General features: G+C 72.1%; 11 protein-coding genes. 1 reads left to right on the forward strand and 10 read right to left on the reverse strand.

Features of this window, described 5'->3' with window-relative positions:
• Both ACZ7L1_RS29620 and ACZ7L1_RS29625 read right to left on the reverse strand, forming a co-directional pair.
• Nucleotides 1-696 (reverse strand): maltotransferase domain-containing protein (locus ACZ7L1_RS29620; protein WP_471441324.1); only part of this gene is annotated, 696 nt, incomplete at its 3' end.
• Nucleotides 697-928: 232 nt separating this feature from the next.
• Nucleotides 929-2,131 carry a S8 family peptidase gene (locus tag ACZ7L1_RS29625; RefSeq protein WP_471441326.1) on the reverse strand — a complete coding sequence of 401 codons (1,203 nt, stop codon included), beginning with the start codon at nucleotides 2,129-2,131 and terminating at the stop codon, nucleotides 929-931.
• 389 nt (nucleotides 2,132-2,520) lie between these two features.
• On the opposite strand from ACZ7L1_RS29625, the gene ACZ7L1_RS29630 reads away from it, so the two are divergent.
• Nucleotides 2,521-5,145 (forward strand): glycosyltransferase family 1 protein, encoded by a 2,625-nt coding sequence (locus tag ACZ7L1_RS29630; RefSeq protein ID WP_471441328.1) that lies wholly within the window; start codon nucleotides 2,521-2,523, stop codon nucleotides 5,143-5,145.
• A 240-nt stretch (nucleotides 5,146-5,385) separates the two neighbouring features.
• On the opposite strand, the gene ACZ7L1_RS29635 is transcribed toward ACZ7L1_RS29630, so the two are convergent.
• From ACZ7L1_RS29635 to glgX, 8 genes are all read right to left on the reverse strand, one after another.
• Nucleotides 5,386-5,898, reverse strand: a complete 513-nt coding sequence (locus tag ACZ7L1_RS29635; RefSeq protein ID WP_471441330.1) for a DUF1990 family protein — start codon at nucleotides 5,896-5,898, stop codon at nucleotides 5,386-5,388.
• Between the two features lie 66 nt (nucleotides 5,899-5,964).
• A complete protein-coding gene (locus tag ACZ7L1_RS29640; RefSeq protein WP_471441332.1) occupies nucleotides 5,965-7,623 on the reverse strand; it encodes a M4 family metallopeptidase in 1,659 nt (552 codons plus the stop codon).
• A 242-nt stretch (nucleotides 7,624-7,865) separates the two neighbouring features.
• On the reverse strand, nucleotides 7,866-9,908 hold the full coding sequence (locus ACZ7L1_RS29645) for a M4 family metallopeptidase (RefSeq protein ID WP_471441334.1): 2,043 nt from the start codon (nucleotides 9,906-9,908) through the stop codon (nucleotides 7,866-7,868).
• Nucleotides 9,909-10,224: 316 nt separating this feature from the next.
• The gene (locus tag ACZ7L1_RS29650; RefSeq protein ID WP_471441336.1) at nucleotides 10,225-11,979 is read right to left on the reverse strand and encodes an ABC transporter ATP-binding protein; all 1,755 of its coding nucleotides are present in this window, start codon (nucleotides 11,977-11,979) and stop codon (nucleotides 10,225-10,227) included.
• Nucleotides 11,976-13,706: an ABC transporter ATP-binding protein gene (locus tag ACZ7L1_RS29655; RefSeq protein ID WP_471441338.1), complete on the reverse strand. Its 1,731-nt coding sequence runs from the start codon at nucleotides 13,704-13,706 to the stop codon at nucleotides 11,976-11,978. The genes ACZ7L1_RS29650 and ACZ7L1_RS29655 overlap by 4 nt, the downstream gene beginning before the upstream one ends.
• A 48-nt stretch (nucleotides 13,707-13,754) precedes the next feature.
• A complete protein-coding gene (locus ACZ7L1_RS29660) occupies nucleotides 13,755-15,623 on the reverse strand; it encodes an ABC transporter ATP-binding protein (protein WP_471441340.1) in 1,869 nt (622 codons plus the stop codon).
• A complete protein-coding gene (locus ACZ7L1_RS29665; protein ID WP_471441342.1) occupies nucleotides 15,620-17,434 on the reverse strand; it encodes an ABC transporter ATP-binding protein in 1,815 nt (604 codons plus the stop codon). The genes ACZ7L1_RS29660 and ACZ7L1_RS29665 overlap by 4 nt, the downstream gene beginning before the upstream one ends.
• A 336-nt stretch (nucleotides 17,435-17,770) precedes the next feature.
• The gene (gene glgX / locus ACZ7L1_RS29670) at nucleotides 17,771-20,032 is read right to left on the reverse strand and encodes a glycogen debranching protein GlgX (RefSeq protein WP_471441344.1); all 2,262 of its coding nucleotides are present in this window, start codon (nucleotides 20,030-20,032) and stop codon (nucleotides 17,771-17,773) included.
• Between the last annotated feature and the right edge of the window lie 43 nt (nucleotides 20,033-20,075).

Raw genomic sequence — 20,075 nt, forward strand, 5'->3', positions numbered from 1 at the left:
CAACGGCAACGGATCCGAACACGTCACCAACTCACGCAACGGATACCGGGCCAGCACCGCACCCACCTCAGGAGTCAACGCCGCCGCGAGACGGGAGGCGGCCGGGCGGCCGGTGTCGCGCAGGGCGTCGGCCGCGGCGAGCAGCACCTGCCGCCCGTCCTCGCCTTCGGGGACGCCGTCGGCTGCGCGCTCGTACAGCCGTGCGCCCTCCTCCAGGACGAGCTCGGTGTCCATCCCCGCCGGGATCTTGATCCCCGCGTGGTGGCGCCAGGTGCTGACCGGATCGCTCCACGCCTCCACCGCGTAGGTCCAGCGGCCCTCGCCGGGCAGGGAGACGGTGGCTCCCCAGCGGTCGGTGCCGGGGGCCAGTTCACGCATCGGTGTCCAGGGTCCCCGGCGGCCTTCGGTGTCGGTGAGGACGACGTTCGCGGCGACGGCGTCGTGGCCCTCGCGGAAGACCGTCGCGGAGATCTCGAACTCCTCACCGACCACGGCCTTGGCCGGGCGTCGGCCGCCGAGGACGAGGGGGCGTACGTCGAGGACGGGGATGCGTCCGAGGACGGGACCGGTGTCCGGCGCCGGGCTCGGCCCCGCGTCCGAGGCGGGTGTCCGCTGGGCGGGGGGACCGGCGTCGGTGTGTTGTGCAGGGATGGTGCCAGGTGCCGGGGGTGCCGGCGAGTGGTGCGTCGGGGGCATGACCGCTCCTGTCCGCGTCAACATGTCCGGGCGGATGGGGTGTCGGAAGGTGGGCCGGCGGGTTACCGGATGAGCCTTCCCGCAGTACGGGTGGGCATTCCGGCACTTTGTTAACTACTCACGCGTACGTCTACGTTCAAGACCGGCCGCATTCAGTACAGCCAAGAGGACCGGCCCCGCCCGCGACAAGGGGCGAGGCCGGTCAGAGTACGCGTGTCCGGTTAACCGGGGGTCAAGGATTGGCGACCTGGAGCAGCTTGTCGGGTGACCCGATCCCCGCGCCCTTGATCTTCCCGGAGGCCGCCTGCCGTACGAGGGCCTGGCTGACCTGTGCCGGGGCGGCCTTGGGATGGCGGGCCAGGTAGAGGGCGGCGGCGCCCGCGACGTGCGGTGTCGCCATCGACGTGCCGGAGAGCGTGGCGGTGCCGGTGTCGCTCGCGTTCGAGTCCGAGGTGATCGCCACACCGGGGGCGAACAGGTCGAGACTCGAACCCCAGTTGGAGAAGCTCGCCCGGGCGTCCTTCCGGTCGCTGGCACCGACCGTGATGGCCTGATCGACCCGGGCCGGGGAGTACAGGCCGGCCGCGAGCCCGTCGTTGCCGGCGGCGACCGCGTAGGTGACGCCGGAGGCGATGGAGTTGCGCACGGCCGCGTCCAGCTGCGCGTTCGCGTAACCGCCCAGGCTCAGATTGGCCACTGCGGGCTTCCTCGCGTGCTTGGTCACCCAGTCGATGCCCGCGATGACCTGCGCGGTGGTACCGGCGCCGTTGTCGTCGAGGACGCGCACGGCGACGACCTCGGCCTGCTTGGCCACGCCGTACGTGGCGCCCGCGATGGTGCCGGCCACGTGCGTGCCGTGTCCGTTGCCGTCCTGGGCGGTCGCGTCGTTGTCGACGAAGTCCCAGCCGTAGCTCGCCCGGCCGCCGAAGTCCTTGTGCGAGATGCGGATGCCGGTGTCGATGACGTACGCCGTCACGCCCACTCCCGCCGGTTCGGGCCAGGTGTAGCCCTTGTCGAGCGGCAGGTTCGGCTGGTCGATCCGGTCCAGGCCCCATGAGGGCGGGTTCTTCTGGTAGTGGTCGAGCGCGACCCGGGTGTCCTGGACGACCGAGGCCACGCGGGAGTCGGCGGCGAGACGCCGGGCCTGCCGCTCGTTGACGGTCACCGCGTAGCCGTTGAGCGCGCTGCCGTAGGTGTGGCTGATTCTCGCCCCGTACTTCTCGGCGATGCCCTTGCCGGCGGGCGACAGGGCCCGGGTTCCCCCCTTGAGCGTCACGATGTAGCTGCCGCCGACGGCGCCGGGAGCACCGGCGCCGAGGACGGTTCCTTCCGGGGCGGCCTGCGCGGGCTGTGCGACGGCCGCGAGCGCCGCGACCGTGGCGATGGTGGTCAGACCGCCCGCCCAGCGCAGACGCGCCTCTCTCATCCGTGCCATGACTCGAGTTCCCCTCCCAACTCGGCGCGGCCCGGGCGCAGTTCACGGCCGGTGCGCCGCCTGAAGCCTCTCGTGCGGGCGCGAACCGCCACAAGGTCGCCTATGCGTGGGGAATCGGCCATATCGGGGGATGGCGGATGTGTAAAAGTTGCGTTGTTTTTCGGTCGGCTCGGGCGCAGAGCGACGGGTTCGCGTCGCAGCCGCGTCCAGCGCTTGAGGACGAGGCCGTTCAGGCCGATCGGGGGTACGGGGCGGAGCCCCCGGCGACGGCCGCCGCACTCCCGGGTGCCTACGAACCCGGCGGTAACCGAGCAGACGCCGTCGCCCCCACAGCGGAGCGCAGCGTACCGTCGGAGACGCTACGTACGTCCTCCGTGAAGGTGGAATTCGTGAAGGCCATCCGCAGGTTCACCGTACGTCCCGTCCTCCCCGAAGCCCTCCAGCCGCTGAGCGACCTGGCGCGCAATCTGCGCTGGTCGTGGCATGCGGAGACCCGTGACCTCTTCAAGTCCGTCGACCCCGAGCGGTGGGCCGCCTCGGGCGGCGACCCGGTGCGGCTGCTGGGGAGCGTGCCGCCCGCCCGGCTCGCCGAGCTGGCCGAGGACCGCCGCTTCCTGCGCCGCCTCACCGCGGCCGCCGACGATCTGCACGACTACGTCACCGGCGAGCGCTGGTACCAGTCCCAGGACCGGTCCTCCGGACTGCCCGCCGCCATCGCCTACTTCTCGCCCGAGTTCGGCATCACGGCCGCGCTGCCCCAGTACTCGGGCGGCCTCGGCATCCTCGCCGGGGACCATCTGAAGGCGGCCAGCGACCTCGGCGTCCCGCTCATCGGCGTGGGCCTGCTGTACCGGCACGGCTACTTCCGGCAGACGCTCTCCCGCGACGGCTGGCAGCAGGAGCACTACCCGGTGCTCGACCCGAACGAGCTGCCGCTCACACCGCTGAGCGAGGCGGACGGCACCCCCGCCCAGGTCTCCCTCGGCCTGCCCGGAGGCCGCCGCCTGAAGGCCCGCATCTGGCTCGCCCGGGTGGGCCGGGTGCCGCTGCTGATGCTCGACTCGGACGTGGAGGAGAACGACCTCGGCGAGCGGGGCGTCACCGACCGGCTGTACGGCGGCGGCAGCGAGCACCGGCTGCTGCAGGAGATGCTGCTCGGCATCGGCGGGGTGCGCGCCGTGCGCACGTACTGCCGGCTGACCGGGCATCCCGAGCCGGAGGTGTTCCACACCAACGAGGGGCACGCGGGCTTCCTCGGCCTGGAGCGGATCGCGGAACTGTGCGAGGGCGGGCTCGACTTCGACTCCGCCCTGGAAGCCGTGCGCGCCGGCACGGTCTTCACCACCCACACCCCCGTCCCGGCCGGCATCGACCGCTTCGACCGGGAGCTGGTGGCGCGCCACTTCGGCCCGGACGCCGAGCTGCCGGGCATCGACGTGGAACGGATCCTGCGGCTCGGCATGGAGACCTACCCGGGCGGCGAACCGAACCTGTTCAACATGGCCGTGATGGGCCTGCGCCTCGGCCAACGCGCCAACGGGGTCTCCCTCCTCCACGGCAACGTCAGCCGGGAGATGTTCTCGGGCCTGTGGCCGGGCTTCGACGCCGACGAGGTGCCGATCACGTCCGTGACGAACGGGGTGCACGCGCCGACCTGGGTGGCACCGGAGGTGTTCCGGCTCGGCGCGCGGCAGATCGGCGCCGAGCGCACCGAGGACGCCATGACGGAGGGCGGGCGCGAGCGCTGGGACGCGATCGCCGAGATCCCCGACCAGGACATCTGGGACCTGCGCCGGGTGCTGCGCGAGCAGCTGGTCCTCGAGGTCCGGGAGCGGCTGTACGCGTCCTGGCGGCAGCGTGGTGCCGGAACGGCGGAGTTGGGCTGGATCGACGGCGTCCTCGATCCGGACGTCCTGACGATCGGCTTCGCGCGCCGCGTTCCGTCGTACAAACGTCTGACGCTGATGCTGCGCGACCCGGACCGCCTGATGGAACTGCTGCTGCACCCCGAACACCCGGTCCAGATCGTGGTGGCCGGAAAGGCCCACCCCGCCGACGACGGCGGAAAGCGCCTGATCCAGGAACTGGTCCGGTTCGCGGACGACCCGCGGGTGCGCCACCGCATCGTGTTCCTCCCCGACTACGGCATGGCGATGGCGCAGAAGCTCTACCCCGGCTGTGACGTGTGGCTGAACAACCCGCTGCGCCCACTGGAGGCGTGCGGGACGAGCGGGATGAAGGCGGCGCTCAACGGCTGCCTCAACCTGTCGGTGCTCGACGGCTGGTGGGACGAATGGTTCCAGCCGGACTTCGGCTGGGCGATCCCCACCGCCGACGGCGCGGGGACGGACGAGGACCGGCGCGACGACCTCGAGGCCGCGGCGCTGTACGAGCTGCTGGAGCAGCGGGTGGCTCCGCGCTTCTACGAGCGGGGCCAGGGCGGACTGCCGGACCGCTGGATCGAGATGGTCCGCCAGACCCTCATGAACCTGGGCCCGAAGGTGCTCGCCGGCCGGATGGTCCGCGAATACGTCGACCGCCTGTACACCCCGGCGGCCCACGCGCACCGGTCGATGACACCTCAGGCGGCGCGGGAGCTGGCGGGCTGGAAGGCGCGGGTGCGCTCCGCCTGGCCGTCGGTCACGGTCGACCACGTCGAGACGTCGGCCACGACGGAGACGGCGGAACTGGGCACGACGCTGGCGCTCCGCGTGCGGGTCGGCCTCGGCGAGCTGGGGCCGGACGACGTGGAGGTGCAGGCGGTGGCGGGCCGTGTGGACATGGAGGACCGCCTGGAGGACGCGACACCGGTGCCGCTGAAACCGGCGGGCGCTCCGGACGCGGAGGGCCGCTGGCTGTACGAGGGGCCCCTGTCCCTGGACCGCACGGGCCCGTTCGGCTACACGGTCCGCATCCTGCCGTCGCATCGACTGCTGGCGTCGAGCGCGGAGATGGGGCTGGTGGCGGTGCCGGCGGAGGACGGGGTGGGGGCGGCGGGGGTGCTCATGCGTTAGCGCCCGCTCGACAACCCGGGGCAGCGGTATCGGCGTCCGACCGGTGGCCGGGCGCCGATGCCGTCAGGTCAGCCCGTTGATGTGACGGCCCGGCCGAGATGCCGGGCGAAGAACGGGACCGCGCTGTCGGCCTCGAACCTGGGCAGATCCCTGGACCTGCCCGCGTCGGCGTGCATCGTCTTCCTTCGAGGAGAAGGCGTCGAACCGTGGTCGTGGTTCGTCGTTTCCGTACGGCCGGAACTACGTCAGCTCGTCCGGCTCCGCGCACAGCCGGCGCAGCACCGCCCCGCACCGCCGTGCGTACGCGTGCTGGAGGCCCCGCGCGGCCGGTCCGCCCGCCCTCGTGTACCACCTGGCGGGCCGGCTGAAGGCCGTGATCGTCAGCCAGACCGTGCCGTCGCCCGTGCGGTCCACCACGAAGGACTCCTCACCGCACTCCGGGTGGCCCGGCAGCGTGCCGTACGCCCAGCCGGCGCGGCGGGGCTCCTCGAGCGTCCAGACCACGCGGCACGGGGCCTTGATCATGCCCGCCAGGGTGATGGTGACGTCGACCCCCGGGGCCGCCCTGTCCTCGGTGACCGAGACTCCGACGCCCATCGCCCGGTGCAGCTCCCAGGTCAGAACCGCCTCGGCGGCCCTGTGGAACACCTGTTCGCCCTCGCCGATGCGGGCACGGACGTGCAGCGGGCGGAAGCCCTCGGGGCAGTGGCCGGGCTCGCGGGTGGCGCCGACATCCTCGTAGGTGAAGGACATGCGCCCCAGCCTAGGGCGGCCCCCGGCGTGACCTTCCCGCCGGGGGCCGCCGTGTCGGCGTACGTGCTAGTTCACGTTGACCGCGGACCAGGCCGCCGCCACCGCGTTGTACTCGGTGCTGCCGGAGCCGTACAGGGATGACGCCGCGCTCAGGGTCGCCGTGCGGGCGCCCTTGTAGTTCGTCGTCGACGTCATGTACGTGGTCAGCGCCTTGTACCAGATCTGCAGCGCCTTGGCGCGACCGATGCCGGTGACCGTGGAGCCGTTGTACGTCGGCGAGTTGTAGCTGACGCCGTTGATCGTCTTGGCGCCGCTGCCCTCCGACAGGAGGTAGAAGAAGTGGTTGGCGACACCGGACGAGTAGTGCACGTCCTTGCTGCCGACGCTGGAGGACCAGTAGTCGGCGGAGCCGCCGTCCTTGCTGGGCTTGTCCATGTAGCGCAGCGGGGTGCCGTCGCCGTTGATGTTGATCTTCTCGCCGATGAGGTAGTCACCGGGGTCGGAGGCGTTGTTGGCGTAGAACTCCACGCCCGTACCGAAGATGTCCGAAGTGGCCTCGTTCAGGCCGCCCGACTCGCCGCTGTAGTTCAGGCCGGCCGTGTTGGAGGTGACGCCGTGGCTCATCTCGTGGCCCGCCACGTCGAGGGAGGTCAGCGGGTGGGTGTTCCCGGAGCCGTCGCCGTAGGTCATGCAGAAGCAGCTGTCGTCCCAGAAGGCGTTGACGTACGCGTTGCCGTAGTGGACGCGGGAGTAGGCCGCCTTGCCGTCGTTCTTGATGCCGCTGCGGCCGAAGGTGTTCTTGTAGAAGTCCCAGGTCACCTGGGCGCCGTAGGCGGCGTCGGCGGCGGCCGTCTGGTCCGTGGACGAGCTGGAGGCCGCCCCCGTGCCCCAGACGTCGTCCGAGTCGGTGAACAGGGTGCCCGTGGACGAGCTGCTGCTGTGCTTCAGGTTGTACGTCTTGTGGCCGCCCCGCGTGGTGTCGTACAGCTGGTAGGTCGACCCGGACAGGGTGGTGTTCAGGGTGACCGTGCCCGAGTACAGGCTCTTGCCGGTGCCGGTCTCGATGCCCTGGTACTCGTACAGCTTCTTGCCGGTGGCCGCGTCGGTGATGACGTGCACCTGGTTCGGGGTGCCGTCGTCCTGGAGGCCGCCGACGACCGTCTCGTAGGCGAGGACCGGCTTGCCGCTGCCCGCCCAGATCACCTTGCGGGGCGCGCTGTCGGCGGCGGTCTTGTCCGAGCCCGCGGCCTTCGCGACGGTCAGCGCCTGCTTCTCGGCCTTGGCGGCGGCGATCTGCGGCTTGAGCGAGGCCACCTTGATGGCCGCGCCGCTCGCTCTGGTCACGCCCTCGGCCTTGCCGGACTTCGAGTGGACGACGAGGTCGCCGCCGAGGACCGGCAGGCCGGCGTAGGTACGCTCGTAGCGGGTGTGGACCGTGCCGTCGACGTCCTTGACGACGTCCTTGACGACCAGCTTCTCCTTGGCGCCGAGGCCTATCTGCCGGGCCGTCTCGGCGGCGTTCTCCTCGGCCGTCGCGATGAGCGAGGTGCGGGCCGCGGCGGACAGGTAGGTCGGGGCGGCGGCGAGGGGCGCCTTGCCGGCGGAAGCGGCCTGGGTCTGGGCCGAGGCGTTCGCGGTCAGGCCCGTGGTGAGGAGGGCTCCGGCGGCGACGGCGGTGGCGATGGCCAGCGTGGTGCGCTGGTGACGCGCGTAGCGGGGAGTCACACAAGCTCCTTCTGTGGGGGATTCCGGTCGGCGTGGGGTTACCAACCGGATCGGTTGTGAAGTTGCGGTGCATGTGCGGCGGCGGTGGAAGCGTGACATGAGGTCGCGTACATGTCAGGAGCTCGAAGTGATGTTGGCCGAAAGTCGACTCGTAGGTGAACATTGCGGGCATGTAAACGGGCGCCGCCCCGAGGTCGCCCACCTCGGTGACGGCGCCCGATCCGCGCTGCTCGGGGTGCGGTTTACGGGAAGGTCAGCTTCCAGCTGTTCAGGGTGCCGACATCCTGCGCCGCCTGGTCCTGGACCTTCAACTTCCAGGTGCCGTTGGCCGTTTCGGAGGAGGCGTTGACCGTGTAGGTCGCCTTGACGTCGTCCGCCGAGTCGGAGGAGCTGAAGTTCTTCAGGCGGTAGGAAGCGCCCGAGGGGCCGACCAGGTCGATCACGAGGTCGCCGCGCCACGTGTGCGTGATGTCGACGGTCACCTGGAGGTTGCTTGGCGCGTTTCCGGTCCTGCCGGAGACGGTGATCGACGATGTGATGGCGGGTCCGTTGTCCGGGATGGAGACCGGGGTCGTGTTCTCGTACGACGTGCCACCGCCGCCGCCCCCACCCGAGCGCGACCCGACCGCGACGGCCGCCCAGGCGTCCTGCACCGCCTTGTACTCGGCGCTGGAGGTGCCGTAGAGCTCACCCGCCGCGGCGAGCGTGCCGGTGCGGGCGCCGGCGTAGTTGGTGGTCGAGGTGAACTTCGTGGTCAGCGCCCGGTACCAGATCTGCAGCGCCTTGTCCCGGCCGATGCCGGTGACCGGAAGGCCGTCCGCCGTCGGCGAGTTGTAGCTCACGCCGCCTATGACCTTGGCGCCGCTGCCCTCCGACAGGAGGTAGAAGAAGTGGTTCGCCACGCCCGACGAGTAGTGGACGTCGAGGTTGCCCACGCCCGAGTACCAGCTGTCGGCGGAGCCGCCGTCCTTGCTGGGCTTGTCCATGTAGCGCAGCGGGGTGCCGTCGCCGTTGATGTTGATCTTCTCGCCGATGAGGTAGTCACCGGGGTCGGAGGCGTTGTTGGCGTAGAACTCCACGCCGGTGCCCATGATGTCGCTGGTCGCCTCGTTCAGACCGCCGGACTCGCCGCTGTAGTTGAGTCCCGCGGTGTTGGAGGTGACGCCGTGGCTCATCTCGTGGCCCGCCACGTCGAGGGAGGTCAGCGGGTCGGCGTTGCCGGAGCCGTCGCCGTAGGTCATGCAGAAGCAGCCGTCGTCCCAGAAGGCGTTGACGTACGCGTTGCCGTAGTGGACGCGGGAGTAGGCCGCCTTGCCGTCGTTCCTGATGCCACTGCGCCCGAAGGTGTTCTTGTAGAAGTCCCAGGTGACGGCCGCGCCGTAGTGCGCGTCGGCGCCGGCGGTCGCGGCGTTGGAGGTGGTGCCGTTGCCCCAGGTGTCGCTCGACTGCGAGAACAGCGTGCCGGTGCCGGAGGTGCCGCGGTTGAGGTTGTACGTCTTGTGTCCGCCGCGCGAGCCGTCGTTCAGCGTGTACGTCGACCCGGACTGCGTGGTGGTCAGGGTGACCTGGCCGCTGTACTGGGTGTTGCCGATGCCGGTCTCGATGCCCTGGTAGCGGTAGAGCTCCTTGCCGGTGGCGGCGTCCGTGACGACGTGCAGTTCGTTCGGGGTGCCGTCGTCCTGGAGGCCGCCGACGACCGTCTCGTAGGCCAGCACCGGCTTGCCGCTCGCCGCCCAGATCACCTTTCGGGGCGCCTGGTCCGCGCCGGTCCTGCTCGAGCCCGCCGCCCGGGCCGCGGACAGCGCCTGCTTCTCCGCCTTGGCGGGGGCGATCGCGGGCGTGAGCGAGGAGACCTCGAGGGCGGCCTGGGTGGCCTTGGCGACCTTCTCGGCCGTCCCCGACTTGCTGGTGTCGACGACCAGGTCGCCACCCAGGACGGGAAGGCCGGCGTAGGTACGCTCGTAGCGGGTGTGGAGCGTGCCGTCGCCGTCCTTGACGACGTCCTTGACGACCAGCTTCTCCTGGGCGCCGAGGCCGATCTGCCGGGCGGTGTCCGCCTTCGCCGCGTCGGCGTCGCGGATCAGCTCGGCGCGCTGCGACGGGGAGAGCTTCAGGGCCGCGTGGGCGGGGTCGAACTTCCCGGCGGCGGGGCCGGCCGGGGCGGCGCTCGCGGCGCCCGACTGGACGGCGGCGGCGAGCAGCGCGGAGACGCCGACGAGGGCGACGGCGGCGGCGCGGTGGGCGGGGGTGTGGGAGGTGCGTCTGCGAGAGGAACTGCTTCTCAACACTGACTCCTTCTGCGTGGCCGCGGATCGCACGGCCAGGGGAGACCGGACGGAGGGTGGGCCGTCCGGGCAGAACAGGGGAACGCGGAACCAGGTGCGGGTGCGCAGTGCGTGAGGGGTGTCTCGGCCCGGCACGGCGTTCGAAGCTGTGGGGTTGCTGTGCAGGGGTCGTGGGAAGCGTGGCAGAGAGCGATGGAGTTGTCAGGAGCGCATCAATAGGTTGGCTGGAAATCGTTCGTTGGCCGGTTGGTCATGTTCGGTATACGAACTGTTCAATCAATGCTGGACACATGCTCCAGGGACTGTCGCGAAGGCCCTACGACGCACCTCGGCCGTGCCACGTCCGCCACAACGCCGCGTACGCCCCGTCCGCCGTCACCAGGTCCTCGTGCGTGCCCAGTTCCGTCAGGAGGCCGTTCTCCATCACCGCCACCCGGTCCGCGTCGTGGGCCGTGTGGAGACGGTGGGCGATCGCGATGACCGTGCGGCCCTTGAGGACCGCCGCCAGCGCGCGCTCCGTGCGGCGGGCCGTCGTCGGATCCAGCAGGGCCGTGGCCTCGTCGAGGATCAGCGTGTGCGGGTCGGCCAGCACCACGCGGGCCAGCGCCAGTTGCTGGGCCTGTGAGCCGTCCGTGCGGCAACCCGCCGGCCCCAGCTCGGTGTCCAGGCCGTCCGGCAGCTCCCGCGCCCAGTCGTCGGCGCCCACCGCGGCGAGCGCCGCCCACAGCTGCTCGTCCGTCGCCGACGGTTCGGCGACCCGCAGGTTGTCGCGGACCGTCCCGAGGAAGACATGGTGTTCCTGGGTGACGAGGACGACCTGGCGGCGCAGCCGCTCCGGCCCCAGGTCCGCGACCGGCACACCGCCCACCGTCACCGAGCCCTCGGTCGGCGTGTCGATGCCGGCCAGCAGCCGGCTCAGGGTGGTCTTCCCGGCGCCGGAGGGGCCGACCACCGCCAGCCGTTCGCCCGGCCGCACGGTCAGGTCCACCCCGCGCAGCACCTCGCCCCCGCGGTCGTAGGCGTAGCGAGCGTCCGTCACGTCGATCCGGTCGTCCGCCGGGACGGCCGGCGTGCCCTCGGGGCCGGACTGCGGGGCCCGGGCGAGTCCCTCCACCCGGGCGAAGGACGCGCCGCTGCTCTGCAACTGCTCGACCCGCATCAGGATCTCGTCCAGCGGTGAGCTGAACTGCTGCAGATACACCGCGGCGGCCACCACCGACCCGAGGCTCATCACCCCGTGCGCGTGCAGCGCGCCGCCGGCCAGCAGCACCCCGGCCACCGGGAGGACGTAGGAGACCTCCACCACCGGGAAGAACACGGACCGCAGGGACAGCGTGTACAGGCGCCGGCGCCGGGAGACGTCCAGCGCGTCCCGGCTCGTCGCCACCCGCCGCTCCTGCAACCGGAACGCCTCCACCGTGCGCGCCCCGGAGGCCGTCGCCGCCACGATCTCGGCGATCTGGGAGTTCGCCTCGCCCTCGGCGAGGTAACCGTCCCTGGCCCGGCGCAGATACCAGCGCAGCACGCACCAGATGGGCATCAGAGCGAACACGCCGATCGCCCCGAGCAGCGGGTCGAGCGCGAAGACCGCGCCCAGCAGGAACAGCGCCTGCACGGTGTTGATCAGCAGCTCCGGGCCGGCGTCGCGCAACGTGGTGCCCACGGTCGCCACGTCGGCGGTGCCGCGCGCGGTCAGGTCCCCGGTGCCGGCCCGTTCCACCACGGCGGCGGGCAGCGCGAGGACCCGGTCGACGAACTCCTCGCGCACGCGGGCCAGGGTCCGCTCCCCGAAGCGGTGCCCCACGTACCGGGCCCAGCGCGACAGCAGCAACTGCGCCAGGGAGCACAGCAGGATGCCGAGCGCCAGGCGGTCCACCGCACCGACGCCGCCCCCGGACCGGACCTCGTCGACGATCCGCCCGAGCAGCCACGGACCGGCCAGCCCGGCCCCGGAGGCCGCCGCGTTCAGGGCCAGTACGGCGGCGAAGGCCCGCCCGTCGGCCCGCACCAGCCGTACGGCGGCCCGCCGCACGTCGACCGGTTCGGCCACGGGCAGCTGTCCCCGGCTCACGCCACGACCTCCTCGGCATCGGCGGTGTCGGCGTCCCGCGCCACCAGCGCCCGGTAGCCCGGCTCCGCCTCGAGCAGCCGCCGGTGGCTCCCGCTGGCCGCGACCTTGCCGTCGACCAGGTAGTGGACGGTGCCCGCGCGGTCCAGGACCAGCGGGGAGGTGGTGGTCACCACGGTCGTACGGCCCACGCGCGCCTCCCGCAGCCGCTGCGCGACCGCCGCCTCGGTGTGCGCGTCCAGCGCCGACGTGGGCTCGACGGCCAGCAGCACCTCCGGGTCGGCGAGCAGCGCCCGCACGAGCCGGAGGCGCTGCCGCTGGCCGCCGGACAGGTTGCGTCCCTGCGCGTCGACCGCCGAGCCGAGCCCGTCCCGCAGGCCCTGCACGATGTCGTCGGCCACAGCGGCGTGCACCGCCCGCCCGATCGCCGCGTCGTCGATGTCCTCCGCCTCCCGGGCGCCGGCGACCAGCTCGCGCAGCGTCCCGGCGAACAGGTCGGCCTCGTTGTCGGCGACCAGGATCCGCTCCCGCACCTGTGACAGCGGGATGCCGTCCAGGCGCACCCCGCCCCACGTCGCTTCCGACGGGACGTACCGGCCCAGGCGGTCGACGACCGCTGCGGTGTCCGCGGGCCGCGCCCCGGCCAGGGCGGTCAGCCGCCCCGGCGGCACCCGCACCCCGGACTCCGGGTCGTGCAGCACGGACGGCTGCGGGGGAGCGTCGCACGTGCCGTCGTCCGGCTCCGGCTCCAACCGCAGCAGCCGTACGACGCGCCGGGCGGCCACCACGCCACGGCTGAGCTGGTAGCCGCACTCCAGGAAGAACGCCACCGGACGCACGATCACGGCGACATACCCGTACACCGCCACCAGCTCGCCCACGGTGATGTCCCCCCGCGCGGCGAGCCGCGCCGCGAGCCAGGTCACGACGGCGAGGAACAGCGTCGGCAGCCCCACCCCGAGCGCCTGCATCCAGCTGGTCACCGACCCGACCCGGTACCCCTGCTCCCGCAGCCGCTGGGAGTCCCGGCGGAAGGCGTCCGCGAACAGCCCCTTGCCGCCGAGGCCGTTGAGGACGCGCAGCCCGCCCGCGAGGTCGCCGATCCGGGCGGTCAGCACGCCCTGCCGCTCCCGGTACTCCGCCTCCGTGCCCTGCAACCGCCCCATCAGCGGTCCGACGATCAGGGCGATCACGGGCACGCCGAGCAGCACGACCGCGGCGAGCCGCACGGAGACCGACAGCAGCAGCCCGGCGACCACCAGGTACGCGACGACCGCGCCCACACCGGGGCCCACGACCGTCAGCGCGCCGGCGATCGTCTGCACGTCGCCCACGCCGATCGTGACCACCTCACCGGCCCCGGCCCGCCGCGGCAGCGCGGCCCCCAGCCGGACCGCGTGCCCCACGACCACCTTCACCGTGCGGAAGTTGGCGTCCATCCGCACCCGGGTCATCACCCGGTGCCGCATGATGCTCAGCCAGGCGTTGAACGCCCCGACCGCGAACAGCGCCGTCGACCACCCGGCCAGAGCACCCATGTCACCCGGCCGAAGACCCTCGTCGACCGCACGGGCCATCAGATACGGCGTCGCCGCCAGCAGCACCATCCAGACGCTGCCGAGCAGCGCCCCGGCCACGGAACGTCCCGGCTGCCGCCTCACCAGCCACCACATGTATCGCCAGCCGCCGCGACAGTCGGGCTCCCCGGGATCCTCGTACGCGTCGATCATCGTCCCGTCTCCCCGTTCTCCCCGTCCTCGCCGTTCTCGCCGATCCGCTCACGCCAGGCTGTCCCGCCAGGCCCGGTGCAGATCCGCGAACCGTCCCGTCCCCGCGATCAGTTCCGCCGGGCTGCCGTCCTCGACGATGCGGCCGCCCTCCATCACGAGCACCCGGTCGGCGATCTCCACCGTCGACAACCGGTGCGCGATCACCACGGCCGTACGGCCCCGCAGCACCGTCTCCATCGCCCGCTGCACGGCCCGTTCGCCGGGGACGTCGAGGGAGCTGGTCGCCTCGTCGAGGATCAGCACCGCCGGGTCGGCGAGCAACGCCCGAGCGAACGCGACGAGTTGGCGCTGACCGGCCGAGATACGGCCGCCGCGTTTGCGGACGTCGGTGTCGTAGCCCTCCGGCAGCGCGGCGATGAAGTCGTGCGCGCCGATGGCCTTCGCCGCCCGCTCCATCTTCTCGCGGCTCGCGTCCGGGCGGCCGATCGCGATGTTCTCGGCGACCGTCCCGGAGAACAGGAACGCCTCCTGGGTCACCATGACCACCCCGCGCCTGAGGTCGGGCAGCGCGAGGTCGCGCAGGTCCACGCCGTCCAGCAGGACGCGGCCGTCGGTCGGGTCGTAGAAACGGGCCAGCAGCTTGGCGAGCGTCGACTTGCCCGCGCCGGTCGCGCCGACCACCGCGACCGTCTGCCCGGCCGGCAGGGTGAGCGAGAAGCGCGGCAGCACCTCGCCGCCCGTACGGTACGCGAACCGGACCTCCTCGAAGACCACCTCGCGGCCCGGCTGGTCGCCCTTCAGGGGCGGAAGCTCGCCGGGGTGGGCCGGCTCCGGCACGGACGGCGTCTGCGCCAGCAGCCCCGCGATCTTCTCCAGCGAGGCCGCGGCCGACTGGTAGGAGTTCAGGAACATGCCGAGCCGGTCGATGGGGTCGTACAGCCGCCGCAGATACAGCACCGCCGCCGCCAGCACACCCAGCGCGAGGGAGCCCTCCGTCACCCGGTAAGCGCCCCACAGCACGATTCCGGCCACCGCCGTGTTGGCCACCAGACGGGAGCCGGTGACATAGCGGGCCATCTCCAGGAGCGCGTCGCCGTTGGTCCGCTCGTGCCGCCGGTTCAGGACGCGGAAGTCGGCGTCGTTGGCCTCCTCCCGACGGAACGCGCGCACCGGGCGGATGCCGTTCATCGTCTCCGCGAACTTCACGATGACGGCGGCGATCGCGGTCGACCGCCTGCGGAAGACGCGTCCCGCCCGGCGCCGGTAGAGCCGCACCAGCCCGTACAGCGGCACCAGGGAGGCCACCGCGACCGCGCCGAGGCCCAGGTCCAGCCAGAGCAGCATCACCGAGATGTAGACGAACGACAGGATGACCGTGACCAGTTCCTGAAGGCCCTCGCTGAGCAGTTCGCGCAGCGACTCGACGTCCGTCGTGGACCGCGAGATCAGCCGGCCCGAGGTGTAACGCTCGTGGAAGTCGATGCTCAGCGCCTGCGCGTGGCGGAAGATGCGGCCGCGCAGATCGAGCAGCACATCCTGGTTGATGCGGGCGGAGGCGATCGTGAACGCGTACTGCAGGACGCCGGAGGCCACGGCGGACAGCAGGTAGCCGACCGCCACCGCGATCAGCGGGCCGTGGTCGCCGTGCCGGAACGCCGGTACGGCGCGGTCGATGGCGTACGCCACCAGCAGCGGGCCCACCTGCACCGCCGCCTGCTGGAGCAGCAACAGGACGCAGGTCAGGGCGGTTCGGGCCTTGAGGGGGACGAGCAGCGAACGCAGCAGTGCGGCGGTGGCTCCCGGGGGTGTGGGCAGGGCGTCGCGGTCGAAGGGGTCGTCGGAGGCGGCGGGGTCCGGGGCGGGTCCGTCCCGGTCCTGTTCCTCGTCGTTCGGCGCGGTCGTCGTGGGCGCCGTCATAGGACCTCCTCGCTGCCCTGGGAGTGTGCGGGGTCTCCGGACATCAGATGGGCGTACTCGGCGTTGGTGCGCAGCAGTTCCTGGTGGGTGCCGACGGCGGCGATACGGCCGCCGGAGAGCAGGGCGACGCGGTCGGCGAGCAGAACGGTGGACGGGCGGTGCGCGACGACCAGGGCGGTCGTGCCGTCGAGCACCCGGCGCAGGGCGGCCTCCACCGCGGCCTCGGTGTGCACGTCGAGGGCGGAGAGGGGATCGTCGAGGACGAGGAAGCGGGGAGTGCCGACGACGGCGCGGGCCAGCGCGAGGCGCTGCCGCTGGCCTCCGGAGAGGCTGAGGCCCTGCTCGCCGACCTGGGTGCGGGTGCCCTGGGGGAGGGCGTGGGCGAAGTCGGCCTGGGCGACGGCGAGGGCGCGCTCCAGCTCCCTCTCGCCGGCGGTGTCGGGGGCGCCCATGAGGACGTTGGCGGCGACGGTGGCGGAGAAGAGGGTGGGTTCCTCGAAGGCGACGGCCACCTGGGAACGGAGCTCTTCCCGGGACATGGCGGTGATGTCCACTCCGTCGAGGGTGATGCGTCCCGAGGTCACCTCGTGCAGGCGGGGGATGAGCGCGGTGAGGGTGGTCTTGCCACTGCCGGTGGCTCCTACCAGGGCCATGGTCTCGCCGGGGCGGACGTGCAGGTCGATGCCGTCGAGGATCGGCGGGGAGTCGCCCGGTGCGTCGGGGTAGCGGAAGCAAACGTTGTCGAACCGCAGGCCGTCGGGTTGCCCGGTGCCGGTGCCGGCCGGGGGGTGGGTCCGCAGCTCGGCGGTACGAGGCGCCTCCGGCTCCTCGTCCATGACTTCGAAGTACCGCTCCGTGGCCGTCGCCGCCTCCTGGCTCATCGCCAGCAGGAAACCGATGGACTCCACCGGCCACCGCAGCGCGAGAGCCGTGGAGAGAAAGGCCACCAGCGTTCCCGCCGACAACCCGCCGTCCGCGACCTGCACCGCCCCGACGACCAGCGCCGCCCCGAGGGCCACCTCCGGCAGCGTCACGATGACCGCCCAGATCGCCGCCAGCAGCCGCGCCTTGGCCAGCTCGGTCCCGCGCAGCGTCCGCGACAGCTCCCGGAACGCCCGGGCCTGGCTGCGGTGTCGCCCGAACCCCTTGATGATGCGGATGCCGAGCACGCTCTCCTCGACCACGGTCGTCAGGTCGCCCACCTGGTCCTGCGCCCGCCGCGCCACCAGCGCGTACCGCCGCTCGAACACCGCGCACATCACGACGACCGGGATGCCGGGCCCCAGGACGACCAGTCCGAGAGTCCAGTCCTGGAGCAGCATGATGACCACACCCACCAGGATCGTCACGCCGTTCACCAGCAGGAACGTCAGCGGAAACGCCAGGAACTGACGCAGCAGCATCAGGTCCGTCGTGCCCCGGGACAGCAACTGTCCGGACGCCCACCGGTCGTGGAAGCCGACCGGCAGCCGTTGCAGATGCCGGTACAGATCCGCCCGCATCTCCGCCTCGACGTGCGACAGCGGCCGCGCCACCAGCCACCGCCGCACTCCGAACAGCCCGGCCTCGGCGATCCCCAGCAGCAGCAGGTACAGCGCGCCGAGCCACACCCCCGCCGGGTCCCGGTCGGTGACGGGCCCGTCCACCATCCACTTCAGGACGAGCGGGATCACGAGCCCCACGCAGGAGGCGACGATCGCGACGAACGCCGCGGTGAACAGCCGCAGCCGCACCGGGCGCACATACGGCCACAGGCGCAGCAGGGTGCGGACGGCGGAACGGTCGCTGGTGGTTGCACGTGTCGTCGGCATCAGTGCGAGCCTACGGATCGGCACTGACACTGCCCACCGAGTTTCGGCCCGGCCGAGGTCCACCGCTGGTCCTACGACCTGGGTGTTCAAGGGGCCGTACGATCTGGCGGTCACGCGGTCGTATCACCCCGTCAGCCGATCGGTTGATGCTCCTTCGAGCGGGACGGCCGATGTGCCGACCCCGGCCCGCCCGGGACCCTCGATGCATGACCAGCATGACCAGCATGACCAGCATGACCAGCATGACCCGGACGACCTGCGTCAACGACCGCGCTGCGGCGGTGGCGGTGGCCTACGACCGGGGCATCCTGGGCTGACGGGCGCCGGGCCGGGCCCTCAGTCGGCGACCTTCAGCAGCAGCACCGCGCGGGCCGGCACCGTCACCGTCGCGCCCGCCCGGTACTCCGTCCCCGGGGCCTCCGCCTGTTCCTCGCGGGAGGTGTCCACGACCAGTTCGTACCGCTCGGCCCACGGCGGCCCCGGCAGCACGAAGCCCACCGGGCGGTCCCCGGCGTGCAGCACCGCGAGAAAGCTGTCGTCCACCACGGGTGCGCCCCGGGCGTCCCGGCCCGGTATGTCCCGGCCGGACAGATACATGCCGAGGGTCGCGGCGGGCGCGTACCAGTCGCGTTCGGTCATCTCCGCCCCTCGGGGGGTGAACCACGCCAGGTCCCTCAAGCCGTCCGCCGCCTGCGGTCGCCCGGAGAAGAAAGCCCGGCGGTGCAGCACCGGATGGCGGTGGCGCAGCGCGATCAGACGGGACGTCAGGTCGAACAGCGACCGCCACCCGGGGTCGGACGGCAGGCTCCAGTCCACCCAGCCGATCTCGTTGTCCTGGCAGTAGGCGTTGTTGTTGCCGCGCTGGGTGCGGCCCATCTCGTCGCCCGCGACCAGCATCGGCACGCCCGTCGACAGCAGGAGCGTCGTCAGGAGGTTCCGCAGCTGCCGGCGCCGCAGCGCCCGTATCCGCTCGTCGTCGGTGTCGCCCTCCGCGCCGCAGTTCCAGGAGCGGTTGTCGTCCGAGCCGTCGTGGTTGCCCTCGCCGTTGGCCTCGTTGTGCTTGCGCTCGTACGACACCAGGTCGCGCAGGGTGAAACCGTCGTGCGCGGTGACGAAGTTGACCGAGGCGTACGGGCGGCGGCCGCCCCACGCGTACAGGTCGCTGGAGCCCGACAGGCGGTAGCCCAGGTCCCGCACGTCCGGCAGCGCGCCCCGCCAGAAGTCCCGTACGGCCCCCCGGTAGCGGTCGTTCCACTCCGTCCACAGCGGGGGGAACGCCCCGACCTGGTAGCCGCCCGAGCCCACGTCCCACGGCTCCGCGATCAGCTTCACCCGGCGCAGCACCGGGTCCTGGGCGATGACCGCGAGGAACGGGGAGAGCATGTCGACGTCGTGCATGGACCGCGCGAGCGCCGCCGCGAGGTCGAAGCGGAAGCCGTCCACGCCCATCTCCGTCACCCAGTAGCGCAGCGAGTCGGTGATCAGACGCAGCACCTGCGGCTGCACCACGTGCAGGGTGTTGCCGCAGCCGGTGTAGTCCGCGTAGCGGCGCGCGTCGGACTGCAGCCGGTAGTAGCCGCGGTTGTCGATGCCCTTCAGCGACAGCGTCGGGCCCAGCTCGCCCGCCTCCGCGGTGTGGTTGTAGACCACGTCGAGGATCACCTCGATCCCGGCCGCGTGCAGGGCCTTCACCATGCGCTTGAACTCGCCGACCTGCTGGCCGGCGGTGCCGGTGGAGGCGTAGGCGGCGTGCGGGGCGAAGTAGCCGATCGAGTTGTAGCCCCAGTAGTTCCTCAGGCCGCGGCCCAGCAGGTGGTCCTCGTGCGCGAACTGGTGCACGGGCAGCAGCTCGACGGCTGTCACGCCCAGCTTCACCAGGTGCTCGATCGCCGCCGGGTGCGCGAGGCCGGCGTAGGTGCCGCGCAGCTCCTCGGGGATGTCCGGGTGCAGCCGGGTGAAGCCGCGCACGTGCAGCTCGTAGATCACCGAGTCCGCCCACGGCGTCTTCGGGCGGTGGTCGTCGGCCCAGTCGTCGTCATCGTGCACCACGACGCCCTTGGGGACGTGCGGCGCGGAGTCCCTCTCGTCGCGCACGGTGTCGGCGACGTGCTGGTCGGGCCAGTCCCGCACGTGCCCGTAGACCTCGGGCGGCAGGGAGAACTCCCCGTCCACCGCGCGCGCGTACGGGTCGAGGAGCAGCTTGGCCGGGTTCCAGCGGGCGCCGGTCCACGGGTCCCAGCGGCCGTGCACCCGGTAGCCGTAGCGCTGCCCCGGCATCACGCCCGGGACGAAACCGTGCCATATCTCGTGCGTCAGTTCGGTCAGCCGGACTCGGGTCTCCCGGCTCTGCGGACCCGGCCCGTCGAACAGGCACAGCTCGACCGCCTCCGCGCCCCCCGCCCACAGAGCGAAGTTGGTGCCCGCGACCCCGTCCGGGCCGGCCCGGAAGCGCGCCCCGAGCGGGGTCGGCGCACCCGGCCACACGGGCACCGTGGGCACCGCGCGCCGCCTGCCGTTCAGCACGGCGGCAGAGCGCGCGGACCGTCCCTCGCCCGCCCGCTCCTCCTGCACTGCCTCCTGCTCGGCTGCGCTGGACACCTGCACGCCTCCCGCGGCTCGCGGAACGACGGAGAACGGGTGC

The organism is Streptomyces sp. NPDC107546, assembly GCF_055639175.1.

Bases quoted from the DNA above. Each gene is read 5' to 3' on its own strand.
- ACZ7L1_RS29655 (WP_471441338.1), bottom strand. From the start codon at position 13,706: ATGATCGACGCGTACGAGGATCCCGGGGAGCCCGACTGTCGCGGCGGC.
- ACZ7L1_RS29635 (WP_471441330.1), bottom strand. From the start codon at position 5,898: ATGTCCTTCACCTACGAGGATGTCGGCGCCACCCGCGAGCCCGGCCAC.
- ACZ7L1_RS29625 (WP_471441326.1), bottom strand. From the start codon at position 2,131: ATGGCACGGATGAGAGAGGCGCGTCTGCGCTGGGCGGGCGGTCTGACC.
- ACZ7L1_RS29665 (WP_471441342.1), bottom strand. From the start codon at position 17,434: ATGCCGACGACACGTGCAACCACCAGCGACCGTTCCGCCGTCCGCACC.
- ACZ7L1_RS29660 (WP_471441340.1), bottom strand. From the start codon at position 15,623: ATGACGGCGCCCACGACGACCGCGCCGAACGACGAGGAACAGGACCGG.